The 21,450-nt window shown below is 39.9% G+C and carries 10 protein-coding genes and 2 pseudogenes; 4 read left to right on the top strand and 8 right to left on the bottom strand.

Going from position 1 to position 21,450, the window contains the following annotated elements:
• Nucleotides 1-20: 20 nt before the first annotated feature.
• Nucleotides 21-920, top strand: coding sequence for an LIC10906 family membrane protein (locus tag FHG67_RS21135; RefSeq protein ID WP_004500351.1), 900 nt, complete (start codon nt 21-23; stop codon nt 918-920).
• A 5-nt stretch (nt 921-925) separates the two neighbouring features.
• On the opposite strand, the gene FHG67_RS21130 is transcribed toward FHG67_RS21135, so the two are convergent.
• Entirely contained in the window at nt 926-1,309 is a 384-nt protein-coding gene (locus FHG67_RS21130; protein ID WP_004500355.1) for a hypothetical protein, read from the bottom strand.
• A 249-nt stretch (nt 1,310-1,558) separates the two neighbouring features.
• Here FHG67_RS21130 and FHG67_RS21125 point away from each other — a divergent pair, with 249 nt between their 5' ends.
• Together FHG67_RS21125 and FHG67_RS21120 are read left to right on the top strand one after the other, a co-directional pair.
• Entirely contained in the window at nt 1,559-1,747 is a 189-nt protein-coding gene (locus FHG67_RS21125; protein WP_004500361.1) for an LIMLP_19325 family protein, read from the top strand.
• A gap of 49 nt (nt 1,748-1,796) precedes the next feature.
• Entirely contained in the window at nt 1,797-2,978 is a 1,182-nt protein-coding gene (locus FHG67_RS21120) for a helix-turn-helix domain-containing protein (protein WP_142499951.1), read from the top strand.
• A gap of 200 nt (nt 2,979-3,178) precedes the next feature.
• Here the strand turns inward: FHG67_RS21120 and FHG67_RS21110 are convergent, their stop codons facing one another.
• From FHG67_RS21110 to FHG67_RS21085, 4 genes and pseudogenes are all read right to left on the bottom strand, one after another.
• Entirely contained in the window at nt 3,179-3,568 is a 390-nt protein-coding gene (locus FHG67_RS21110) for a hypothetical protein (protein WP_016760586.1), read from the bottom strand.
• Nucleotides 3,565-11,082 carry a SpvB/TcaC N-terminal domain-containing protein gene (locus FHG67_RS21105; protein ID WP_142499950.1) on the bottom strand — a complete coding sequence of 2,506 codons (7,518 nt, stop codon included), beginning with the start codon at nt 11,080-11,082 and terminating at the stop codon, nt 3,565-3,567. Before FHG67_RS21105 ends, FHG67_RS21110 begins: the two co-directional genes overlap by 4 nt.
• 467 nt (nt 11,083-11,549) lie before the next feature.
• Nucleotides 11,550-16,028 (bottom strand): LIC12048 family lipoprotein, encoded by a 4,479-nt coding sequence (locus tag FHG67_RS21095; protein ID WP_216368162.1) that lies wholly within the window; start codon nt 16,026-16,028, stop codon nt 11,550-11,552.
• 432 nt (nt 16,029-16,460) lie between these two features.
• Nucleotides 16,461-17,230: pseudogene (locus tag FHG67_RS21085) on the bottom strand (IS5 family transposase).
• A 164-nt stretch (nt 17,231-17,394) separates the two neighbouring features.
• Here FHG67_RS21085 and FHG67_RS22980 point away from each other — a divergent pair.
• Nucleotides 17,395-17,522, top strand: a pseudogene (locus FHG67_RS22980) (LA_1841 family salt-regulated protein); the annotation flags it as partial.
• Between the two features lie 347 nt (nt 17,523-17,869).
• Here the strand turns inward: FHG67_RS22980 and FHG67_RS21075 are convergent.
• The 3 genes from FHG67_RS21075 to FHG67_RS21065 all read right to left on the bottom strand — a co-directional run bounded on the left by FHG67_RS21075 (nt 17,870) and on the right by FHG67_RS21065 (nt 21,450).
• Nucleotides 17,870-19,204, bottom strand: coding sequence for a DNA-binding protein (locus FHG67_RS21075; RefSeq protein ID WP_142499949.1), 1,335 nt, complete (start codon nt 19,202-19,204; stop codon nt 17,870-17,872).
• Nucleotides 19,205-19,600: 396 nt separating this feature from the next.
• Nucleotides 19,601-20,548, bottom strand: coding sequence for a ParB/RepB/Spo0J family partition protein (locus tag FHG67_RS21070; RefSeq protein WP_004500364.1), 948 nt, complete (start codon nt 20,546-20,548; stop codon nt 19,601-19,603).
• 5 nt (nt 20,549-20,553) lie between these two features.
• Nucleotides 20,554-21,450: a ParA family protein gene (locus tag FHG67_RS21065; RefSeq protein WP_232423618.1), complete on the bottom strand. Its 897-nt coding sequence runs from the start codon at nt 21,448-21,450 to the stop codon at nt 20,554-20,556.

Here is a 21,450-nt window from a genome sequence, read left to right as displayed (position 1 = left end):
AAATTGATCGTGTCACAAATATGTCAGTATTTTTTATTCTTCTTACTTCATCATTGATCTTAGGTCTTGGATATTACATTAAAAAAATAAGTAATCCTTTCATTGAAGTCAGGCGGAATTTTTTCTATTTAACCGTTTCCGTTGGGTTATGGACTTTATTTTCGGGATGCAGACAATTTATTCCTTACAGTATTCGTCTCTACGCTCCCAATTGGATTTTGATTTCAGTTATTTTCGCCCCTTATTTTTTGTCTAAAATAGTTAATAAGCTTATCAATGAAAATTACAATACTTCTTATTTTCGAAAAGCTATAGAAATTTGTCTGATTTCATATTTAGTTTTTTCAGCTTTTTGTTTTAATTTGATTAAAATCATTGATATTAATACTTTAGCTCACGAACCTAAACTAGCTTACCATATATTGATCCTTTATTCTATTCTTTGGATTTTTGAAAGTATTTTTAAACTTGCAAAACATTTAATAGACTCCGATGGAATGATTCGTGTTCGATTATCTCTAATGTCATTCGGAATTACTTCAGCGTTCTTAATTATCATTACTTTAGTTTGGATTTTACCATTCTATGAAATATATCTTGGATCATATATTCATATTGCTACTTTAATCTGGATCGCATTCTGGGGAATTGCAATCCTACACTATGATGCCTTTCAAACTAGACTAGAAGTTTTTTCCGGAATGAACGTCCCTTTACTAAATAGAATCACTTTAAATCCAATATTAAAATTATATTCTATTTTAGACCCCGAGGAATTTGAAACAAAAAGATTAAATGCGAATTCGATCCTTGCCGAAGAAGTTATAGACACGGCTTACAATTGGTTTTTTAAAGCAAACATACCATTACAAGCAACTGCAAGAAAAATTGCTATCAAGTATGATAAATATTTAAAGTAATTTATCTATTTTTTAAATTTGGATTCGGATAATTTATAGATTCGATTGATTAATCCTATAATCATTTTCTGATCTTCTTGGTGTATCTTTATAAACTTATCCATCACTTCCGCTAAACCGGGAATTTTTAATATATTTCGAATTATTAACTTCTCTTTGTCATTTCCAGGTTCTTCTTCAAACCAAAACTCACCTTTACCTTCCATAATCCAAACGGCAGATACTTTTGTTTTCATTTGAAAAAGTTCAGCATACGTCCAAGTAAATTCTGTTTCTCCATTCAATAATCTGGAGGCGTTTGACGGATGAATCCTTAAAATATCGGCTAAACCTTTTCTGTTAATTTTTAAGGTGTTGCATGTTTCTTGTAATCTTTCGAATTTTTCCATATTTTTATCGTGCAATTTGCATTTTTTAATTGACTTATGTGTATATTGCTTTAGTGATTATACTCGCATTCCAATTAGAGATAACTACTCAACTCAGAAGGATTCGATCAAGCAAAATCTCACAGTCTTTTGAATACAAGAATAGATGCAATTCTTTAGATACTGTCTTAGTGGACGTATGCCAAAAAACGCTGGGTTTTTTATCGCTCCGATGGTTTGCCATATCAAAAACCAAAATAAGGACTAATCATGATAATTAACTATTTTAAAATAGAACCGTCGAACATCAACAAATCGAAGTTATACGAATATGAAAAATACATAGGTTTACCTTTATACAATGAAGCAATTCTGAAATACAACGGTTTTCAAAAAGCTTTAGCCATCAGAAAAAAATTAAAACTCAATTCATTAGAAAACATTTCTTCAAACGATTGATTGAACAACGAATAAAATCTAATAAGAGAATACTTTTAAAATCAATATCATGGCCAAGTTCTTTTCAATACTTGATATAAATACAATCGGAATTTTAGATTATGAAAATTTTCTAAAATTGGGTATTATCTATTTTCATGCTTTTGGTGTAGTCATTGGATTTTTATTAGGATTTTCGAAACTTTTTTCAAGTGATGGTTTTAACAAATCATACGGAACGGTTCTTTATTCATCCGTGTTTTTCTTGATTTTGAATAATGGTTTACTTTTCGATCAAGGGGCATTAAAAAGCGAAAATAAAATCACACTTGGATTTTATTACGGTCTGGTTCTTTATTCTAGCCTGGCTGTTTTAATCTGTTTCAAGTATGTATTAGAATCTTTAGATAATCCTTGGATTTATTGCAAAAGACTTTTAGGGACAATTCCTATTACGATTTTACTTTCTTATTTTATTCCCGATCTTTACTTTATATCATTTGTAGATATTTTAGGATTTGTTATTTCAATTTTTACTTTTATTTGGTCTTTGAGTAGGGTTTTAAATACTAACAAATCTATTTTACATTATAATCTTCCCTTTCTATCTTTCTTAATCTCTATTTGTTTTGTTTTTGATTTTCTTGGTTCTGTTTTTTTTAAGAAAGAATGTTTATTCTTTGCGGAATTTATTCCGGGATCAGTCATTTGTTACGCATTTATTTTAGAACGTCTTTTTCCTTCTTTATTTGGCAAAGTTAAAGTCTCCGGCGCGAACATAGACAAAGAAATTGAATCCGAAACAATTTCAATTCCAGAAGTCAAAGAAACAAAAAAATATAAATACCCGCCTAGAGATTTGTTAGATGGTACTGATTTAGAAAAAGTTAAAATCAAACTGAGTCAATTTATAACTTCCAAAGGTTTTATAGACGAGGAACTTAGGCTTCCGGATTTTGCCGCTGATTTAGGTCTTTCCACTCATCAGGCTTCTTACTATTTAAATCAATATTTGAATCAGAGTTATAACGACTTTCTGAATTTTCATAGAATAAACGAAGTTATGATTATGATGAAAAATAAATCTAATTTCAATCTTTTAACTATCGCTTTTGAATGCGGCTTCAATTCCGCTTCTTCGTTTCACAGGGCTTGTATTAAATTTACCGGGAAATCTCCGCGTGACCTTAGAAATTATATTCAGTTCAATATCGGAACCGGCAATAAAGTAGAAAAGCAATTGGATTTATAATTATTATTTTGGTTATAATTGCAGTAAAAATTGAGACGTTTTCTTTTCTTCGCACCGGTGTGGCGTTCTGAAACTCAATCATTTCTTACAAAAACGCTATATTAATGATTTCGTAAGCGATTCCATTTCTTTGTTTTTTATTCTCAAAACTGCTCTGTTTTTGCGTTTCCTCCGTTATATTAGTTCGGCTCTCTGCTATTTTAGTTTTTGCGAGGCTCAGGTGGTTCCGGTTTAATTTGAAAATCAATCGCGTAAATTAAAAGTAAACTTCCTGTCGTATTAGTTTCAATTTCATAGCATTTTAAGTTATCGAGACTTACTCCCATACTCTTCCAATTTTCTTTAATTATATATAATTTTTCTTGTTCATTGTTTACTGAAGCCCTTAAAATCGATTCCTCAGCAATGAAGCCAAAGTTCATTCTCGCTTCGAAACCATAACAATTGGTAAAAGTAATTCGAGATTTAAGTTCCTCTGGCCACTTAACCAATATGGAAATACTATCGTCGTGTCCTGGCAAAGTTCGATCGATTTCAATTAGTAATAATTCAGCATCATGCCAAGGTAGATTATTAAATTCAAATTTCATTTGGAAAATCCTGAATCTTTGTCATTAGGTCGGGGGCTATAATGCGTCCCTTTTCCATCTAAATGGTAATGTGAATAATTTGGGCCCTTATCACCTGGCTTGGTTGCAGGGTCTATTCTTAATTTCTCTTTGAATTTACCGTTTTCTATTTCTCCATAACTACCTGTCCTATGCTTGTTTTCTAAATATTTGTCAGGTATTTTATATTTAGAATTCGCAGGTAAGGCAATTCCGTCCTTCGTAACATGTATTACTTTCTGGAAATTTCCTCCCACACTACCCGACGAACCCGGCACATCGACTTTCGGTTTAGGTAGCTTCGACCCAAGGGCTTTCCCAGCCATCCCGCCAAGAACCGCGCTCATAGTATAAGCTTTAGCTTGTCCAACGGCGTAATCACGAACTTTGTCGTCTTTGCTCGTTAATTTACCAGCAAAATCTTTTACACTCGCGTAAACTTCCTTTCGGTTTTCATAAAGTTCTTTGGCGCCTTTAGCCGTAGCAACAGCGGAGTTCACAGCAGCATCAACAGGTGTAGGAGCAGAAAGAGCGGACTTTACACCTTCAACGAAACCTTTAGCAATATTTTTAGAAGCGTCTTTAAAACCAGCATTCTCGTCTTGAGGAGCATGCCCCGTCGGATCCTTATATTGTATCGGATTTCCATTTACATAAGAAAAACGATTCCAGCTTTGAGAATTGTATTCATCCGGGATTAAAGTATCCGCACTGGTAAATCTCGCAATTCCCGGGTCATAGAATCTCGCATTGTAAAAGTAAAACCCAGACTCTCTGTCCAACTCCTGCGAATTGTATTTCGGAGCAAAGTTCAAATCCCCACGTTGGACAAACGTCTCACCATACGGAAGGTATTGCATCTTGGAAAGAGTTTTTCCTTCGTCGTCTAACACAAGAGAGACGGAATCCACTTGATCGGTAAGAAAATACGCAAGCGCACCCACTTCGTTTAATGCGGCGATACGAACCCCGTTCAGATAAACGTTGTTCACAGAAGTGATAACGTTCTCAGCTTCGATGAACTCCAACCCGTAAAACTTGCTTGGATACAAAATCTCTACGTTGGCAAATTGATTGTTCTTGGGTTCGAGAGAAGACTTTCTAATTCTAAAACCACTTTCGTCATACCAATAACTTCCAAGGATCGCATTGTTGCCGTCTTGGATCTGAGTAATTCGATCTTGAGAATCGACTTGAATTCGTTTGGTTAAATCCTTTGCATTGTCTCTTTGTCTCGTGAGATTCCCATTGGCGTCGTATTGCATGACGAACGCATCATTCCCGGATTTACTGGAATCAATGTTCGTCACCTGGTGATTTGTATATTGGTAACTCCATTCATCCGTGATATTTCCACTCACAGGATCATGAACTCGTTTGGAAGTTAAGTTTCCATTCTTTGCATAGCTAAAACTTTGCTGAAATTCTCTCGAAAGGTTTCCTTCTGCAATTCCTAGATAACTACCGGTCGCATTTGTTAAACGACCCAGCCCGTCATAGCCATAGTCATACTGCGCGCTCCAGTCCGTAGAATTATTTGCAATTCTTGTAATGTTGTTGTTTGGATTAAACGAATAAACCGCGTCTTGCAAAACCTTGTTGCTTCCGTCTACATCCCCGGAAGAATTCAGTCTCACCATTCTCCCTTTCACGTCATAGCCGTAGGTAGTTTGAATCCCGTTTCCAAGAGTCAAACTTGCAGTTTGGCCAAACTCGTTGTAGGTAATGTTTTCTACAATATCCTTGTTGCAATATCCCGGTAAGATCCCGTTTGTATTGACTTGAACTGAAATTTCCGAGATATACCCAGCGCTTCCGTATTCGTAACAAGCCCTCATTCTACCGTGACTGATCGGATGTTCGGGATAATCGATACGAGTCACACGACCGAGTAAGTCATATTTAGTTTCTGTAATGTATGGTCCTTGGGTTTCTGTTGGTAACGGGTTTCCTGCCGACGTTGCAAGGATCACTCGGGTTTCTTTCTTTACACGACCCAGTTTGTCATAGCTAAAAGTTTTACTTTGGTTGGAATCTTCGATTCGTACGAGTTTGCCGAGCGAGTTTTCTGCTCCCGGAAAAGAATCATACGAATATTGAATATTCCCTTCCGGGATATTCTTAGTAAGGATACGGCCAATCCCGTCATACGACAAGTTTGTCGTAACTCCTTTTGCGTTCGTGCTACTTGTTAAATCTCCAAATCCGTTGTAATTGTAGGAACTCACACCCAAGTCAGGATCACTTTGGGCACGTAACTTCCCAAATGCGTCGTAACTCCAATAGGTCTGGTTTCTTCCGGAAATGTCTTTTGTGGGAACTCCCGCAGTCGCATTGGGACAACTCATCAAACTTGAATCATTGAGATCGCTTTTCTTGGTACGGTTCCCGGCAATGTCGTAACAAAAACCGATCTTGGCCCCTGTCCCGTCGGAAGAAAAATCTTCCACATACAGGATTTCTCCTTTCGCGTTCTTCACGATTCGTTTGCTTGTGCCGGAACTGTGAGTCTCTGTCGTTTCAAACGCAGAGTTGTAAGTGGTTGTGATCGTTGTAGGAGAAGTTTCTCCTGCTGCCGTCGGTAGAATTGTTTTTTTAACCCGGCCGATCGGATCGTATTCAAAAGATGTCGGATTTCTTTCTTCTAAGTGCAGAACAAACCGGTCGATTTCTCCGGATGTCGCCCAGTTCGATTGACCTTTTCGAACTATCTTTCCGGTTCCGTCGTAGACAAGTCTTCCTGTAATCGCATAATTACCGTTAGACGCACTTTTGACTGAGTAGATGTTCCGGCCCATTCCATCCGTGTAGGTCCTACTTGCAAAGTCTGGGTCTCCTGTGCCGGATGGTAGAATCGTCTTTGCGGAAAGCGGAAAACTTGCGTCATACGAGTGAGTTGCAACAGTACGAGTTCCATCATCTGTGTCCGCGCTTGAGCGGATCAGTCTTCCGTATCCATCATATTCAAAAAACCTTTTGTTTCCGTTTGGATCTGTGCTTGTGGTCGGAAGTCCGAATGCGCTTTCGTAGTTGATCTGATGTGTGGTCGTTAGTGTAATACTTCCGCCGAATTTTGTTTCTTGGGTTACAAACTGTTGGAGTTCGTTGTCATACGCGTAGGAACTCCCACGCGCAGGGCTCGAACTCGTATCTTTTTCAACCGTTTGATTTCCGTGAGTATCATATTCATACTCAGTTGTATGAACTCCCACAGGACTAAGCCCACTTCCGGTATAGGAACTGGTGCGTTTGATTAAATTCCCTCTTGTGTCGTAGCTCAAGAGCGACGTTATCTCGTGGGAACTCCCACTGAATGCCACACTCCGAATTGCACGCCTTTGATTCGTCGTATCGTCGGTTTCAAAATCGGTGATGGAAGTTGTGGTCGTAACTCCGTGCACGCTATCGGTAAAGTGATCCGTGATTGTGTCGGTCTTCCGACTGAGTTTCGTTCCATTCAAAATGATGTCGAAAACTTCTGTCGTAGTTCTTTGGCCGCTCAAAAACTTTTCGATCTTAGTCGTAACGGGGAGATAACTGGTTACACCCGGCGCAATCGCAATTGGTTTTACATCGTACGTTGTCTGAATGGTTCCGTAATCATTATTGTCACTACCGATGATACGAGTTTCTTTTTCCGCTCCGCCAAGAGCGCGGTTCATTAGAAAGTCTGAATACGGAGTCGTATGGTATTTGTGAGTCGTTCTTTCTCCGTAGGCTTCGTGTATGGTAAATTCACTAAACCCAAAGAAATCCGTTTCTTTTTTTCCGTTGATAAACGAAGAGAATGCAAATCCATTCTTGTATTCGTAGTTCTTTGTGATGGTGTTTGAAAATCCGTCTTCGATCGCGACCTTGGTGCAGACTCGATAGCTTGTGGGAAGATCCGGAATATCGTCTTCCCCTGTGTTGTCAAACTTCGTGGAATTGGTATATTCAAATTCGTAAATTCCCCCAATCCCGTTTTTCACTCTTTCGATGATGTCGGGTAATGTTCCCGTAGAAAGTGCAAAATACCAGTTGGGTTCTTTCAAATGAAAGATTCCGATGTCTGTTAAGCCATCCCCGTTATAGTCTCCTTGGATCCACTGGAAAACATAGACTTGCGCGATTAAATCGGGACGATCCAAAGATTTTGTGACAACGTTACCCGGAAGAGAAACAATTTTACTCTGTGTAAGATCATACAGCTTCTCTTCCCCACCCGAGATTACAATCGGATTTCCGTAATTGTCAAACCGGTCGCTAAACCCTACGGTCCCCGCGTTGTATGTATTTTTTGTAATATTCGTGGAATTGATTTTAACTTTGGTGAAGGCTGTCCCGTTGTCCTCTGTTTTCCCAAACACGATGGAACCGTCGGAAGTGAGAGCATACACAATTCCCGCGGGACTTTTCGAATCGTAATCGGATGTTGTGATCGGAAGAGAAAACTCTCCCGTCAAACGTTTGAATTGAATGGCGTTGGATGAAATCGTTCCTAAATACCATTTGTGCGCGGTGGTTCTTCGGTCTACGATCACAAGTTGTGCTTGTGTGGTTGTAAACTTTCCCGAAAAAAAACTGAATTCTTTTCTTCTTTGTCTGTTCTCGTTTGTTCCCGCTTGGAAGAGATCATTTAGATCGGTAGAAGTTAAGTCCCCACTCGGAGTTAAGACTTTGGTTCCACTAAGTCCAGAGAGTACAAACCTTGCGTTTCCGCTTACAGTCTGATCGTCTAAAACAAGAACTGACTGAGAAGTATTGTTCTCAAAATGATCCGCCACAATTCCGCTATTTTGTGGATCAAACTTAGTGATGTCCGTATCCGTAAACGTGGCTACATTCAAAACATCGAATGCGGTTCCGTTTGTATTCTTCAAACTAAAAAACTGATTCGTAGTTCCTTGTTTTTTGTAAAACAACACCTCGTCTTTTGTGTTGTTTGAATACCTGTCCGGTTTTCCGCCAAAGAGTGTTGTAATTCCTGTCCCTTCCGGGTTAAAGTTTGTATTGACCCTTTCTGTAAAAGTATTCCCCCGTTTGAGGTCCCATACGTTTGCTTTTCTGTCAAAGATCAAAAGTTCTGGAGAAGTAGAACAATCGTCCTGAGTAAAACATCCCGGAAACACGAGTTCCCCTTTTCCGGAGTTTAGATTTCCGTCATATTTGTAATTCAGTAGAATCGTCTTTGTGTTGTTAGATGCTGCAAAACTTGTTTTACCCGATTCTATTTTCACCTCATCCCTGGGTAGAGGAGTTTTTAGGATTCTGTCCTGGTCGGGGCCGTAGCTCATGTCGCTGTAGATTTTGTATCGAAATCCGTTGAATGTCGATTCTCCGATCCAGAACTTTCCGTCGTTTGAAGAGTAAAATCCGATATCCGTTCTTCCGTCTCCGTTAAAATCTCCTTGGATCCAACGAGTTACAGTTTTAAACTGAGGAGTTCTCGACCAAATTCTAAAATTGATTGTCCCGTCTCCCGTTTCGCCTAATGTCCATTCTCCGCTACTACGATCGAATAGTAGAAAATCCGAAAGACCATCCCCGTTAAAGTCACCGCTAAATCGGTCATGTCCGAATAACGCCTGTTCGGGTGCGGTGAACACTTTGTAAAGTTTCCACTGAAGTTTAAAATAGACCGGATCGGTTTTGTTTGGATTGCGGTGATTTTCGCCTACAAACCACTTACCCGATCTGGAATCATACAAGGAGATATCCGTTCTTCCGTCACCGTTGTAGTCTCCTACGAGTAAGTTTACTTTGTCGTGATCTTTGCCCGGTTTTGTAGTGTCGTTTGTGTTCGAACTATCTAGATTAGAATCTGGAGCATAATCATTTCTGAATACGTTTTGAAACTTCTTGCTAAACCGAAGAAATTCAAAACTTCCTCCTTTATTCAGCATTAAAGTCCACTGCCCCGTCGGCTCGTCAAAAAGAACAGAATCGGAAAGTCCGTTTCCGTCGTAGTCTCCAGGAAACCATTCCATCCGAAAGATATCCGGGATGCCGTACATGAGCCTTCCATACGACTTAAATTGAAACACACGACCGTCGTGTTCCGCTACGATAAAGTCTCTCGTAGAAGGTAAGTAAAAGGCGATATCACTCCTTCCGTCTCCGTTAAAATCCCCGCTCGTATTCCCTTTAAAAAATCGGATCTTTTCCAACGTATCGTATCCTTGATACCGGTTCGCATACAGTTTGAAATTGTATCCTCCTTCTTTTCTGCCTTCCGCGGCCTTCCAGTTTCCCGATTTCGGATTAAAAAATAAAAGATCGCTGATCCCGTCCCCGTTATAGTCTCCTTCAAAATACTGTGTGGAATTCGGATCTTCTTCCATTTCGGATGACGTTTGATTGACTATCGTTTGCCAAGTCAAAAGTCTGCTCGAAGATTGATAGTTAAACTCAGGGCTTGTGGTATGTCTACTGGACGTTATACTTTTCAGCCTGGGTCTTGCGGAATCGGAAGAGGTTTCATAGACGGGAGTATATTCATACAGTTTACCACCGTTGTCCCAACCCACTTCGATTCTTTCCAAGATCTTGTCCATTTTCATAAAGAATCCAGGAGCGCTTGAGACGTAAAAGTCCTCTCTTTGTTTGGTAAAAAACTTTACGTATTGGCGCGCGGACAAACCACTTTTGGAATTTCCGGTGTATCTGATTTCTTTTAAATAGAGATTTCTGTTTTTTGAATATTCCGAATTGTCGTATTGTGCTTGGAGATAATTTCCGTTTTTGTCTTCCGTTCTTGAAAGATACCAGCTATACGTTTGGTTCGAAACCTGCGGATTAAAGATCCTACTTGCGTTTGTTTCTCCGTAGGTTGTCTTGGTTCCGGACGAATCGAATACTTCCCAAACTCCCCCACTCTCTATATTACTGAGTCTTAATACAACCAAACCCTCACTTGCAATCTCCGGTCTGTAAGTTCCGTTTTCATTTGTGGTTCCACCCGCTACTTTTACGAGTTTTTGCCCGTTCCAAGTAAATGTGTCTCTTGCGTCATACCAGAGGGCTCCGTATTCGGGCGTTCTTGTAATCGACCCAAGACCCAAACTCCATCCCACTCCCAACCAACCGTCTCCTTGCGTGGAAGAATACGTGATTGTTAGCTTTGGTTCCACACCGGATCTTCCCGCAGGTGTTTGAATGGGATATGAAAGACTAACGTTTCCGTAGTGACTCATTTCAGGCGGTGCTATGAATGCGGCTCCCGCGAGCGGATCCGCTTTTGTTTCCGGATCGTCAATCGCCTGGCTGTAGTTAGTCGATATGGAAAAAAGGTCGCTTCCTTCGGGTGCGGGCGCACTTCCGGGTGATCCGTTTCCGGAACCAGGGCCGCTTCCCACTCCGCTTCCGGAGGATGGAAAACTTGTTCCCGGCACAAGTCCCGCAAGCGCAATCCACCAATTGTTTTTGTTTCCGTGTTTGCCCGGCAAAAGGCCGCAGCTTGCGGAAAAAAACAAAATACAGGAGACAAGTAGTATATTCTGATAAAACCTATTCACTAAAACGCAAGTGTTCCGACAGAAACCCCACTTTTTACTTGCAAAAAGATTGGTTTTCTGATACTGAAAAGTCTCCCGAGTTTTCCCGCCGCCTCTCCACCTCCACCCAAACGCGGGTGGGGCCGATCGTTTCACAGAGGATTGTCGTACTTCCGACGATTTTGTATACAAATCCGAGCAGCTTTCAAAAACCTTTCGGTCTCTCGAAAAAACACTTTTGAATATCATATATATTCCATTTTAATCATTTCTATGTTGCCTCAATCGACAACTCTATGTCTGAAGAACTTCCTTCCACAAAGCCTTCCGAAGGAAGGCCCCTATTTAGTGGATAGTGCTTAGGGGTCAGTGGATAGAAGTTATGGAGTATAAAAATCATACTTTATTAAAACCTAATTCTTTTCGTACTAAAATGTAACTAACCACTGATTCCTAAACCCTATCCACTGATTCCTGACATCTGACCCCTAGAACTTGATCTTAGCTCGGATCGTAAAGTCCCTGTCGATGAGAGGTGACACAAAGAAATTGTTCAAACCGTATTTCAAAGCGCCCGGGTTTGCCAAATCCACTTTGTAACCTCTAATCCTTTGTTGAGTTTTGTCTTGGGCAAGCCAAGTCACAAAACCAAATCCGGAATCCGCAACAGCAGTTCCCCTGTATTGAACTCCTTCGTTGGTAGTACTGATCTGAAATTCTTTCGGACCGTCTACTGTAAATGTGGAGATATCGCTGACTCTTCCCCAGATAGTACGTTTGGTTCCGTTGATTTGATCCCAAGTAGTTAAAATTTTATTACCCGATACAATGGAGCCGGTTAAGAAGAGATTTCTAGAATCCACGTTCATCTGGGCTAAAGACAAAGCGTTCGGATACAAAAATTGCCCCGCTTGCAGATCCAAAATCCTTAAAAGAGCGTCTTTACCGTTCTTTCTATACGTCAAAATTCCCCGATCCCCAAAAGAAGTCAGCTTGAGAGAATCCACATTTCCCGACTCCGCTTCAATATTAGAAGTTCCTAATAAATTGGAATTCGAAGTGTCGATTCCTCTTCCTAAAATCACACCGTCGTTTCTTCTCCAAAGAACCATTCCCCTTCCCGTAGCGGCTCCCACTTGCAAAGAATCCACGGGTCTTGTAGCTTCGCTGATAAGGGTCTGGGTGGAACCGATCTTTGTTCCGGTCGTTAGATCGTAAACGGAACCGTAGGCGGTATGAGAATCACCGCCGGATGATAGTCGAACATTCCAAGCATACACAAGTCGATTGTTATCGTTTGCACCTGCCGCTACGTCGATTTGGTAAACAGGAGTATTGCTAGGAATTTCCACCACGTAGTATATGGTTTTAGTTTCTGCATAACTCCAAATGGAAATGCTTCCGCCTTGAAAGGCTCCCGTGTCCAACCGTAAAACCCGAGCATTAGCTTGGTAAGTTTTGGTTTCTATGAACCCGCAATAGCTCATTTGGCAATACGTATAAACGTCATACATCGGATTCGGGGAAGTCGTTATGGAAGGTACGAATGATGTAGCAAAGTCGTTCCAAACAATCGCGGCTCGATCATTTCCAAACGTAACGTCATATGAATACGAAAAGGGAGGATTACCAGGATACATGAACACTGTTCCCCACATAGACATTCCACCAACTGGTTGTAATCGGCTTACCACCAATGTTTCACTTCCTACTGAAGCCAGTGTAGTCAAATCTTTCACAATTGCATAGATATTGTATCCGTTATCCCAAACAATCACCGCCTTTCCGTTCTTCGCTTTGACGATATAACTTCCGGTGGAAGCCGCCGAATTGATATTAAACGGATTTCCCAAAGCCTGCCCGGTGCTGATTTGATTGTATCTTCCGATCAGAGTCGTGCCCTGTCTCCAGACAGTCAAAGCAACGTCCCCGTGATTGGCAACGGCGGCATATGCTAAATCCTGAGCGTTCACATCCGCGCTGACCGTAAAGTCCGTGTTCGTACTTTCCAGACGATAGGATTTGCCCGTAGCCGCGGTCAAACGAACAAGCCCGGAATACAAGAAATTGCTAAAGTCCCCGCCGTCCGCCCAGGAATTCCAAAGGGCCACGCCTTCGTTGTAAATCCCCATCCAGTTGAGAGAATTCAACTCGGGAGTAAAACCCAAACAAGAACCTGGATGGAACGGACTCGAGGAACAACTCACATTTCCGTTTAACAAAAACGGTTTGTATTGAACCTGATCAAACGCCGTAGAGTTAAAGGAAGAATTCACAAAAGTGTTCCAATCGGCGGTAAACCCGGTATCGACCGAAAGCCTGACATCCGGAGAAGTTAAGGTTCCCGGAACATATACGGAAGTCGTTTTTGAAGCGTCTATTTGAATCAGACGATCTAGTTGAACGTCAAAAGAACCGTCCTCTGCCGCGGGTAAAACCTGGACCACTTTGTAGTTTGTGGAATCCCCTTGGATAAAAAAGTTGTCCCCCACGTTCACGGAACCGTAAGAGTTCGCAACTTTAATAAGGCTCGTGCCTTTAACGATCGGAACTCCCGCTTCCCCTTTCAATTTGCGAACCTGAGAGAAATGCAAAGGCCAAATGGTCTTGCGATACGCGGTATTTAAAGCGGGTCGAATATACAATTTTACTAAACTAATCGCTGGATCGACCGTAGTACTGAGCGTCGGCAACTGGACGCAGAGCGTGTAGACTTGGCTGATAAAGTCCAGGGTCGTGCCGCAGTTTTTCAATTTGTAAGGATCGTTGGAACTTAAGTCTTTAACGACATGAAACCAATCCGTCCTATTCCCGCCAAAACCCAAACTGATTTCAAAATCCGCCGCTTGGTTGATATTGTAACGATCCGAAGACACTTGAGGGTTGTAGGAAAAGTTTGTAAAATACTGATACGGACCCGTATCCACCGCAGAACCGAAGTTAGGCGAAAGATATTTCGTCTTGTCCAATTTGATCTTTAGTTCCACCCTTTCGCCAAAACCAACCTCACCCAAATAAAGAGAATTCGTATCCGGATAATAAGGATGATTTCCCAAAGTTTTTAGATCCCATTTTGTATTTAAGGGATAACCGTTTCCGGTTTCCAAAGGATTGGTTCCGAACTTCTGTTCTACTTTGATAAAGTCCTTAAAAGAAATGTAAACTAAATCGTAGTTATCACCGGCCCAGATGATGGAATCCGCACCCTTTAAAATCGGAGCGGCAACCGCACCTCTCCAAGGATCAAATTTACGAATACTTCCGGAATCTGTCCAGTACTCGGTCGGAGAATAAAACTTCCCCTTGGAATAGATCGCCCAAACACCCGAGTTCGTTTTTTCGGATTCCGTCCATTGGCTATACGGTTTTTGAACGCAAGCGGTTCTACTCACACCGTCCGAACCGGTGCTTGTTTCATCCGTACAAGGAATGTTAGTGCTGACTCCTCCGAAGGACTGAATACCTTTTAAATACACTCTGGATTCCCCAAGCCTAGGAGCCGATTCGGACAAATCGATGACATAGTCCTTAAACGTAATATTGTCCCCCGAGCAGGAAATTCTTTCCAAAGCTTTTTTCAAACTGATCCCCGGAGAAAAAACGTCCGTAGACTTAGTGTTACACGGATTGGATACGTTAGGCGTATCAAATGCCGTTACACGATACATTTCTCTGACTCCCGGTCCGTACACTTTTACCAGTGCGGTTCTACCTTTTGCGTTCTCTTCGATGATCTTTAGATTGTTACCCGTAAAACTAAGCAAACTCGATTTGTAATTCGAATCCGCTACGTGAGTCATGGTATAGTCCACGATCATGATCTTCGGAGTATATCCGGCTGCGATCGCTTTTTCCACTTCCGCAGTATTCAAATTTGTTAATTCAACCACATACGGACCAAAGTCCGAACCGCCGTAGACTTCCACTTCAAAAAGACTGTAGTCGTCGTTTCTCAAACGAAAGGAGGACATGGGAACCAATTCCCCTCCGGGAGTTTCAAACATCAAAGAACAAAGAATGTTTGAAATTTTAACCGGCATATTGACTGATAAATTTTTGATATACAAAGCGGCTCTGACTACGCCCGCGTTCGGTTCCACTGTGGAAGTTTCGTTGATCTTAGAAGATTTATCCGAACGATACTTTCTCGCTTTGTTTGTGGAAGAATCCGATTTTAAATTCCAAGCGTCCCGATCGATATTGTTTTTAAAAGGACGATCCGCCCATTTTGTAGTTGTGGAAGAAGTTGCGTTTTTTGCGTTCCAACTGTCTCTCGTACTATTGCTGTAGTTCATCCCGGTGGATACAAGTCCCATTCCAAAACCGGCGGTCATACCTGCGGACATAGATCTTTCGTGAGACTGTCCAAGGTCCGTTTCCGTACTGAATGAATCCTGAAATTGAACCGTTCTTTCGTTCAACTCGTTTTGATGAATTTTTTCGGAACCTTCGTTTTTGGAAGCTTCAAAGTCGTTCGAGTTAATCTCGCTTACGATCTGATCGCTTTGGTTCGAAGAATTTTTTAGGATCTGTATCTTTAACGTCACGGGAGGTGCGATTGTAGTTTCGATTTGCGGATAGTCCGCCACCCATACGTTTGTCAGAGTTTCATTCTGATTTAAAATCCCGTCTCCGTCAAAGTCATTCACGATATTCGTACCCGTAGGATCGATCGTGCCCATCAAAGCATTCGAATTCACTAATCTTCCAGGAGGTAGGTTAAAAATTGCGTCCACGGGTGTTACCGGACTTGAACCGGATCCTCCATTGCCCGGTCTTACCGGAACACCTTCGTTGTTCACTTGGGTTTTTACTGGCTCCGCGGCTAACCAAATCGCGCCCGCAAGATCCACGTTATCCATCGTGTTATGATCTTTCTCAAGAAAGCTACAGGTCGCAAAAAGCGTTATGAATAATAACGATATGAAACGGAAATAGATATACGACATCCAACGAATTTTCAACATTTTTCACCTCTTTGTTTTACGCTTTTGAACTTTAACGTTCCTCATCCGAAATACAATTGTTCGCTAAAACACATTGCGATTGTTATACGATTGCTTCCGATGGAAAAGGAGAGAGACGTTCAAATTACAAAAGTTTCATATTAGCTATGAAAAAAATGATGTCTGTCGTGGCTACAGTATTTCGAAAAAGTCTGCTTTTTTGTGATTCTATTACTAAAAATGTATCAATTTTTTGACTCAGTTCGAGTAAGAATTATCCGTATCGCCAAACGTTCGTTATTGATACGGAGTTCGTTTTGATTCGGTTTTGTTGAAACCAAATTATGATTTTTACGTTTTTGATTCTTATTTAAACTCATTTTATAACAAAGAATGCTACAAAATCGAACCTCTGTAGTTTCAGGTCATTTGGAACAAATACTAGAACCCATCTCAAAAATGCCTAAGAAGGATCATAGCACATCCGAGAGCAATAAACCCATCGAAATTAAAATCGTAATATTCATAACGGACTACGAGTCTTCTAAAGTTTTGAAGCCAGGCAAAAAGACGCTCGATTTTCCATCGTCGTTTGTAACGCCTCAATCCTCGACCATCTTGTGTCGGTTGTTTTCTTTTCTTTCTATGCGGTGCAATGATTTTCGTTTCATACTGTTGCAAAATGTGTTCGTCTAAACCGTCGCTATCGTATGCTTTGTCACCGATCATTCGTTTTGGATTTTCTTCTATAAAAAGATTTTCTAATGTTTGCTCCACTAACGTGACTTCATGGGGCGAAGCATTTTCCGTGCAAAAGGCGATAGGAAGACCTTGGCTGTCTCCGATTGCCATGATCTTTGTACCCTTCCCACGTTTGGTTTTCCCCACTTTTGGACCCCTTTTTTTGCAGGAACAAATGTGCCGTCTATAAAGGATTCTTCTATATCTATTCCTCCGCGTTCTTTCAAATCGGAGGCTAAACTACGAATCATATTCCGCATCGTTCCATTTCGGTTCCATTCTTGAAAGCGACGATGGCATGTTTGATATGGAGGATAACGATCCGGCAATTCCTTCCACTGAGCTCCTGTGCGCAATATCCAAAGAATTCCATTTAAGATTGAACGAGCATCCATACGAGGACGACCTTTTCCATCTTCACGAACGTTAGGCTCAATTATCAGAGGCTCCAATATTTTCCATTGATCGTTGCTTAAATCCATTCTTTCAGTGATTTTTATTTTACGATTGTGTACAGCTTTAAAAATAAATTGTACTTATCATTTGTTGGTTTTTGAGATGGGTTCTACTATTCCTATATCATAGGATACCGTTCATTTGAGCGCAAATCCCGCGTTTAGACGAAGAATTTTAGGCATTCTATTATGCGGGAAATACTTCGAACCCCGGTTGAGTAACAAGTAGCAGCGGTCAAATTCAAACGTGGGAAATTGCAAGAAAATACTGATCAAAGTAACCAAAGACAAAATGGTAAGATCGAAACGTAAAAAGTAGTGCTGCTTGAACTCACAAAATTAGAGGAACTCTTACAAGAACTTAAGGTCTTTAAAAATTCCTTGTCCCCTACCCTACTACTGATCCCAGGGGCTACAAAATACACTCAAACCCATTATATTCACAAACAAAACGAACTTCTATCAAAACGTACGACTGCTTTCGCACTAAACATTTCTACGGATTCTGTTTACGCAATCAATCTTCAAAAAATCGCAAGCCCTCAACAGTTATACTTTCGGATTCCGAAATTTATCGCTCCATCAATGATTTAAAGCTTAAATTGGATTTAACCCTTTCCAATTTCAAAGAAATCAATTCTTACAAATCGCAAGAAAGTATCTAATTTACATAGGGATCATTTTAGGCTTTGCTCTCGTTTCAGTTTTGAATTTGTTTTTTACATTCTTGCTTTGGAGGAAAGCATAGCCACTTGTTATTTGATGGCCTACTCTTTTCTGATTTTGTAGAGGTGCCGATGCTAACTGCGTATTCCAAGGTTTTCCTTTTCCTAGTTTTGTAAGGGCTTGCATAAACTCTTCGTGTGAAAACGTTTCTTCACCTTGATTCACATTAGCGTTTGAATTTATGCTATCAAGTTTTTCACCCAACCTGGTCCCGTTCAAAAATTCAACTGGTACGAGTATTTGAACCTCTTCCGAAAAATACTTTTTAATGATTATCTCTAACGATTCCGGAACTGTGTTTAAAATCAAAAGCGTTCCATTATCTCTAAATTGAGCTTGAACTCGTTTCAGAATTTCAATACTGGATCTGGTTAATCGTTCCGAAGACCAGTTTAAGAAGGCTTCCCAGGAGGGGTCTTGGTATTTCCGATCTACGTTTAAGTTTTGTTTTAGGGAAACGTTTTCTTGTTTTGCGGCTTGTTTCGCTGTTGTGTTTGAACTCACTTGCAAAAGCGCATTGTACGTGCTTTTAATTCTATCTTTGTACGAATAGGATGATGCTATATTTACCGGTATGGAACTCCAAAAGGAATTCGTTTTATACTTCTCTTTGATATAGATTAGTTTTCGGATCGTTTCCAATACTGTCCCCGGTGAAATTTCAGGATTGTCATTACAAAGTTTGCGCCAGAGTTTAATTTTTTCTTTTTCTTTCTCCGGAACAGAGTCATATTCACCGAACTCTTTCAATATAAAAGTTCTTGTATGTTGGACGATATTTGACCAATTAATTTCAGAAGAAGATTCTTCATTATTTTTATTACTCATTATATTTGTACTTTGGTTACTAATACAAAGCTCCGTACTCTCGTACGGGGCAGCCCCGTACTCTTGGAGGTAACTGCCTAGGATGTTAGCGCTAGACTGCCTAGGATTTTTTTCTTGGAATTTTGATAGGTTGTATTGATGCCTCTCCATTTCAACGGCATTACTCAGATTCGAATTGAGTATTCGATAATGTCCGTGAAATGTTCCAGCGACCAAATATCCTTCCGCTTTCATTTCCCGGATATATTTAGAAACAGTAGTTTCAGCGAGTCCTACTTTTCTACCGAGTGATTTGTTCTTTGCAATACAACCACCAAGCCCTCGTTTTTTTCCTGCGATATCTAAATCAGTGATTCTAGATAATAATTGTCGTTTGGCCCTTGTTAATGGTAGTGACTCGATTACGTTTGATATAGTAAACGCACAACTGGACAAAGCTTCGCCCATAATTCTTTATTCCCTTTTTACGGTGCCGGACATAACGCGGGCGCAGCACGGTAAAAGTTTGAATTACCCTACTCTATTAAAAACGGGGAACTATTATTTAGGCGTGGAGCCTTTTTGAGATAGGTCCTCGATTCACTGTTAGTGGCCTAAGTGGTAGTGGCCAATCTTAGTTATGTCTCCTAAGATATTTTGGACTAGAATCAGGTACGAAACGGATGTCAAGCAAAAAAGAGACATAATTTATTATTTTGGGGTTTAAATTTGAGAAATCGACCTGCTTCGACTACCACATCTCAGCAGGTCTATTAACAGTGAATCGTGATGAATTTCGATTCAATACGACATTAATAGTTTGCCAATCAAGTACCAGCACTTTTTAAATAAAAATAAAAAAACTTAGGTTTTCTTTTTTTTATTTTGAAGTTCATCAAGGAGCTTTTGATTTTGAGTTATTCTTTTTTTAATAACGCTTAGCAAATCTTTGTCTTTTTGGATTTTTTGTATTAATAACGTTATCTTATATTTTTTATCTAATTGCTTTTTAGTCTCATCGATTGCTGTTGGCTTTGTAATCGTTTTTTTAAGATTGTTTGCAAAATCCTGAAATTCAATCCTTGTAGGCAATTCGGTAGACTGTAATTTCGGAATAAGCCAATTGGAAATTTCTTTTGGGTTCGATTCAATGTGTGGTTTTAATTGCATAATCAGTGAAGTGGGGACTTTATTTAGTAATGTTATAGACGGAATAATATTCTTGGATACAAGGTCATCGGCCAACTTGGCATGAGCTAATTTTTGTTTAACCCACGACTCTGATTTCCCAAATCGATTCATAAGCTCGGTTACTGTATAGTTTTTTCTCTCTTTGATTTCGGATAATGAAAATGCAGATTCTAGATCTGATAAGTCCTCTCTTTGTAGATTTTCTGTTAGTTTGTATTCCGGTATGAATTCGTCTTCTATATAATCAACATCATGAACAAGGGCTAAAATAAACTCTTCTCCATTTAGAGTCATTGCGAGTTTTCGTCTCTCACCTGCTATTAAATTGAATCTTTTTCCTGCTTTTTTTACAACTATAGGTTGAATTAATCCTTGTGCTTTTATACTTTTTGCGAGTCCTTCGATCGATTCTTGTATAAATGTTTTGCGTGGATTATTTTTTGAATCTATTAAAGATATTTTTATCTTTCTTAATTCCCCATTTTGACCGTTTGAATTGGCTAAGTCTTGTAAAAATACATTTGCTCTTGAAGGAAGACGTTCTTCGGCTTCTTCGGGCTCCATTTTTTTACTACCCGTAGCTGTTGACAAAAGGCTGAAGATTTCTCGTTTTTGCGCCATAAGGTTTACTTGTCGTATGTTAAGGACAACTGGGTGTCCTTTTTAGATGATTTATTTAGGTGAAAATTCAAAATTGTATCAACTAATCGGTCATAATGTTCTGAACCTATAGTATTTGGTTTAAAGGGCTCACCATTTTCAGTTCGGTCGTCCATTTCTTGAATATATGGTATTGGGTCGGTAACCATTGGACATTTTACTAAATCAAAACCAACTTCCTTTTTTTTGAGAAGAGAAAGAATTTCATTATAATTTTGGAGTTGATCTAGGATTTGAATCGCTCGCGCGGAGGGTTGTTTGGCCTTCCCCCATTGTACTGGAACTATAAATGATTCAATGGTTCTGCCAGATTGAATAGTGTTAAGAAATTGTTGTGCTTCGTTTATTTTTTTTAATACTCTTTTTATAGTCCTTGTTGCCCACTTGGAAGGTTTAACGGGAATTAAAACATAATCAGCTGCCATAATAGAGGATATTGTTTCCGAAGATCCGGAACCAGGAGTATCAATAATCACATAGTCATAATTTGAATTTCGAAGAATGGAACCAAGCTTTGGAATGAGTGATTGATTTTTTGTCGCATGATATGCGAAGTCTTCCATTTCTAAAGACGACACCAAAACATCGATTCCATGTTTGCTTCTAACAGAATTTTTAAGCGTAGTTTCCCCTCTTATCACTGTAAAAGTATTCGCTTCGTCGAAATCTTCAATGGGTGTATCTGGAAAAAAAGCATCGGAAAAATCAGCCTGCATATCAACATCGGCTGCCAAGGTCTTCCCGTTTTTGGAGATAGAGATCGTCAAATGAAATGCGGTAGTCGATTTGCCAGTTCCGCCTTTTGGGTTTGTGATTGTAATAACAAATTGTGGTGGCATATTGCAATTTTGGATATAAGACAT

This window comes from Leptospira weilii, from assembly GCF_006874765.1.
Taxonomy (GTDB): domain Bacteria; phylum Spirochaetota; class Leptospiria; order Leptospirales; family Leptospiraceae; genus Leptospira; species Leptospira weilii.
This window is presented reverse-complemented; position numbering and strand designations above follow the sequence as displayed.

What these genes read in the sequence shown, in the direction of transcription:
- FHG67_RS21125 (WP_004500361.1), top strand. Translation starts at nt 1,559, where the DNA reads ATGATAATTAACTATTTTAAAATAGAACCGTCGAACATCAACAAATCG.
- FHG67_RS21065 (WP_232423618.1), bottom strand. Translation starts at nt 21,450, where the DNA reads ATGTCTTATATCCAAAATTGCAATATGCCACCACAATTTGTTATTACA.
- FHG67_RS21095 (WP_216368162.1), bottom strand. Translation starts at nt 16,028, where the DNA reads ATGTTGAAAATTCGTTGGATGTCGTATATCTATTTCCGTTTCATATCG.
- FHG67_RS21120 (WP_142499951.1), top strand. Translation starts at nt 1,797, where the DNA reads ATGGCCAAGTTCTTTTCAATACTTGATATAAATACAATCGGAATTTTA.
- FHG67_RS21130 (WP_004500355.1), bottom strand. Translation starts at nt 1,309, where the DNA reads ATGGAAAAATTCGAAAGATTACAAGAAACATGCAACACCTTAAAAATT.
- FHG67_RS21135 (WP_004500351.1), top strand. Translation starts at nt 21, where the DNA reads ATGTCAGTATTTTTTATTCTTCTTACTTCATCATTGATCTTAGGTCTT.
- FHG67_RS21110 (WP_016760586.1), bottom strand. Translation starts at nt 3,568, where the DNA reads ATGAAATTTGAATTTAATAATCTACCTTGGCATGATGCTGAATTATTA.
- FHG67_RS21075 (WP_142499949.1), bottom strand. Translation starts at nt 19,204, where the DNA reads ATGGGCGAAGCTTTGTCCAGTTGTGCGTTTACTATATCAAACGTAATC.
- FHG67_RS21070 (WP_004500364.1), bottom strand. Translation starts at nt 20,548, where the DNA reads ATGGCGCAAAAACGAGAAATCTTCAGCCTTTTGTCAACAGCTACGGGT.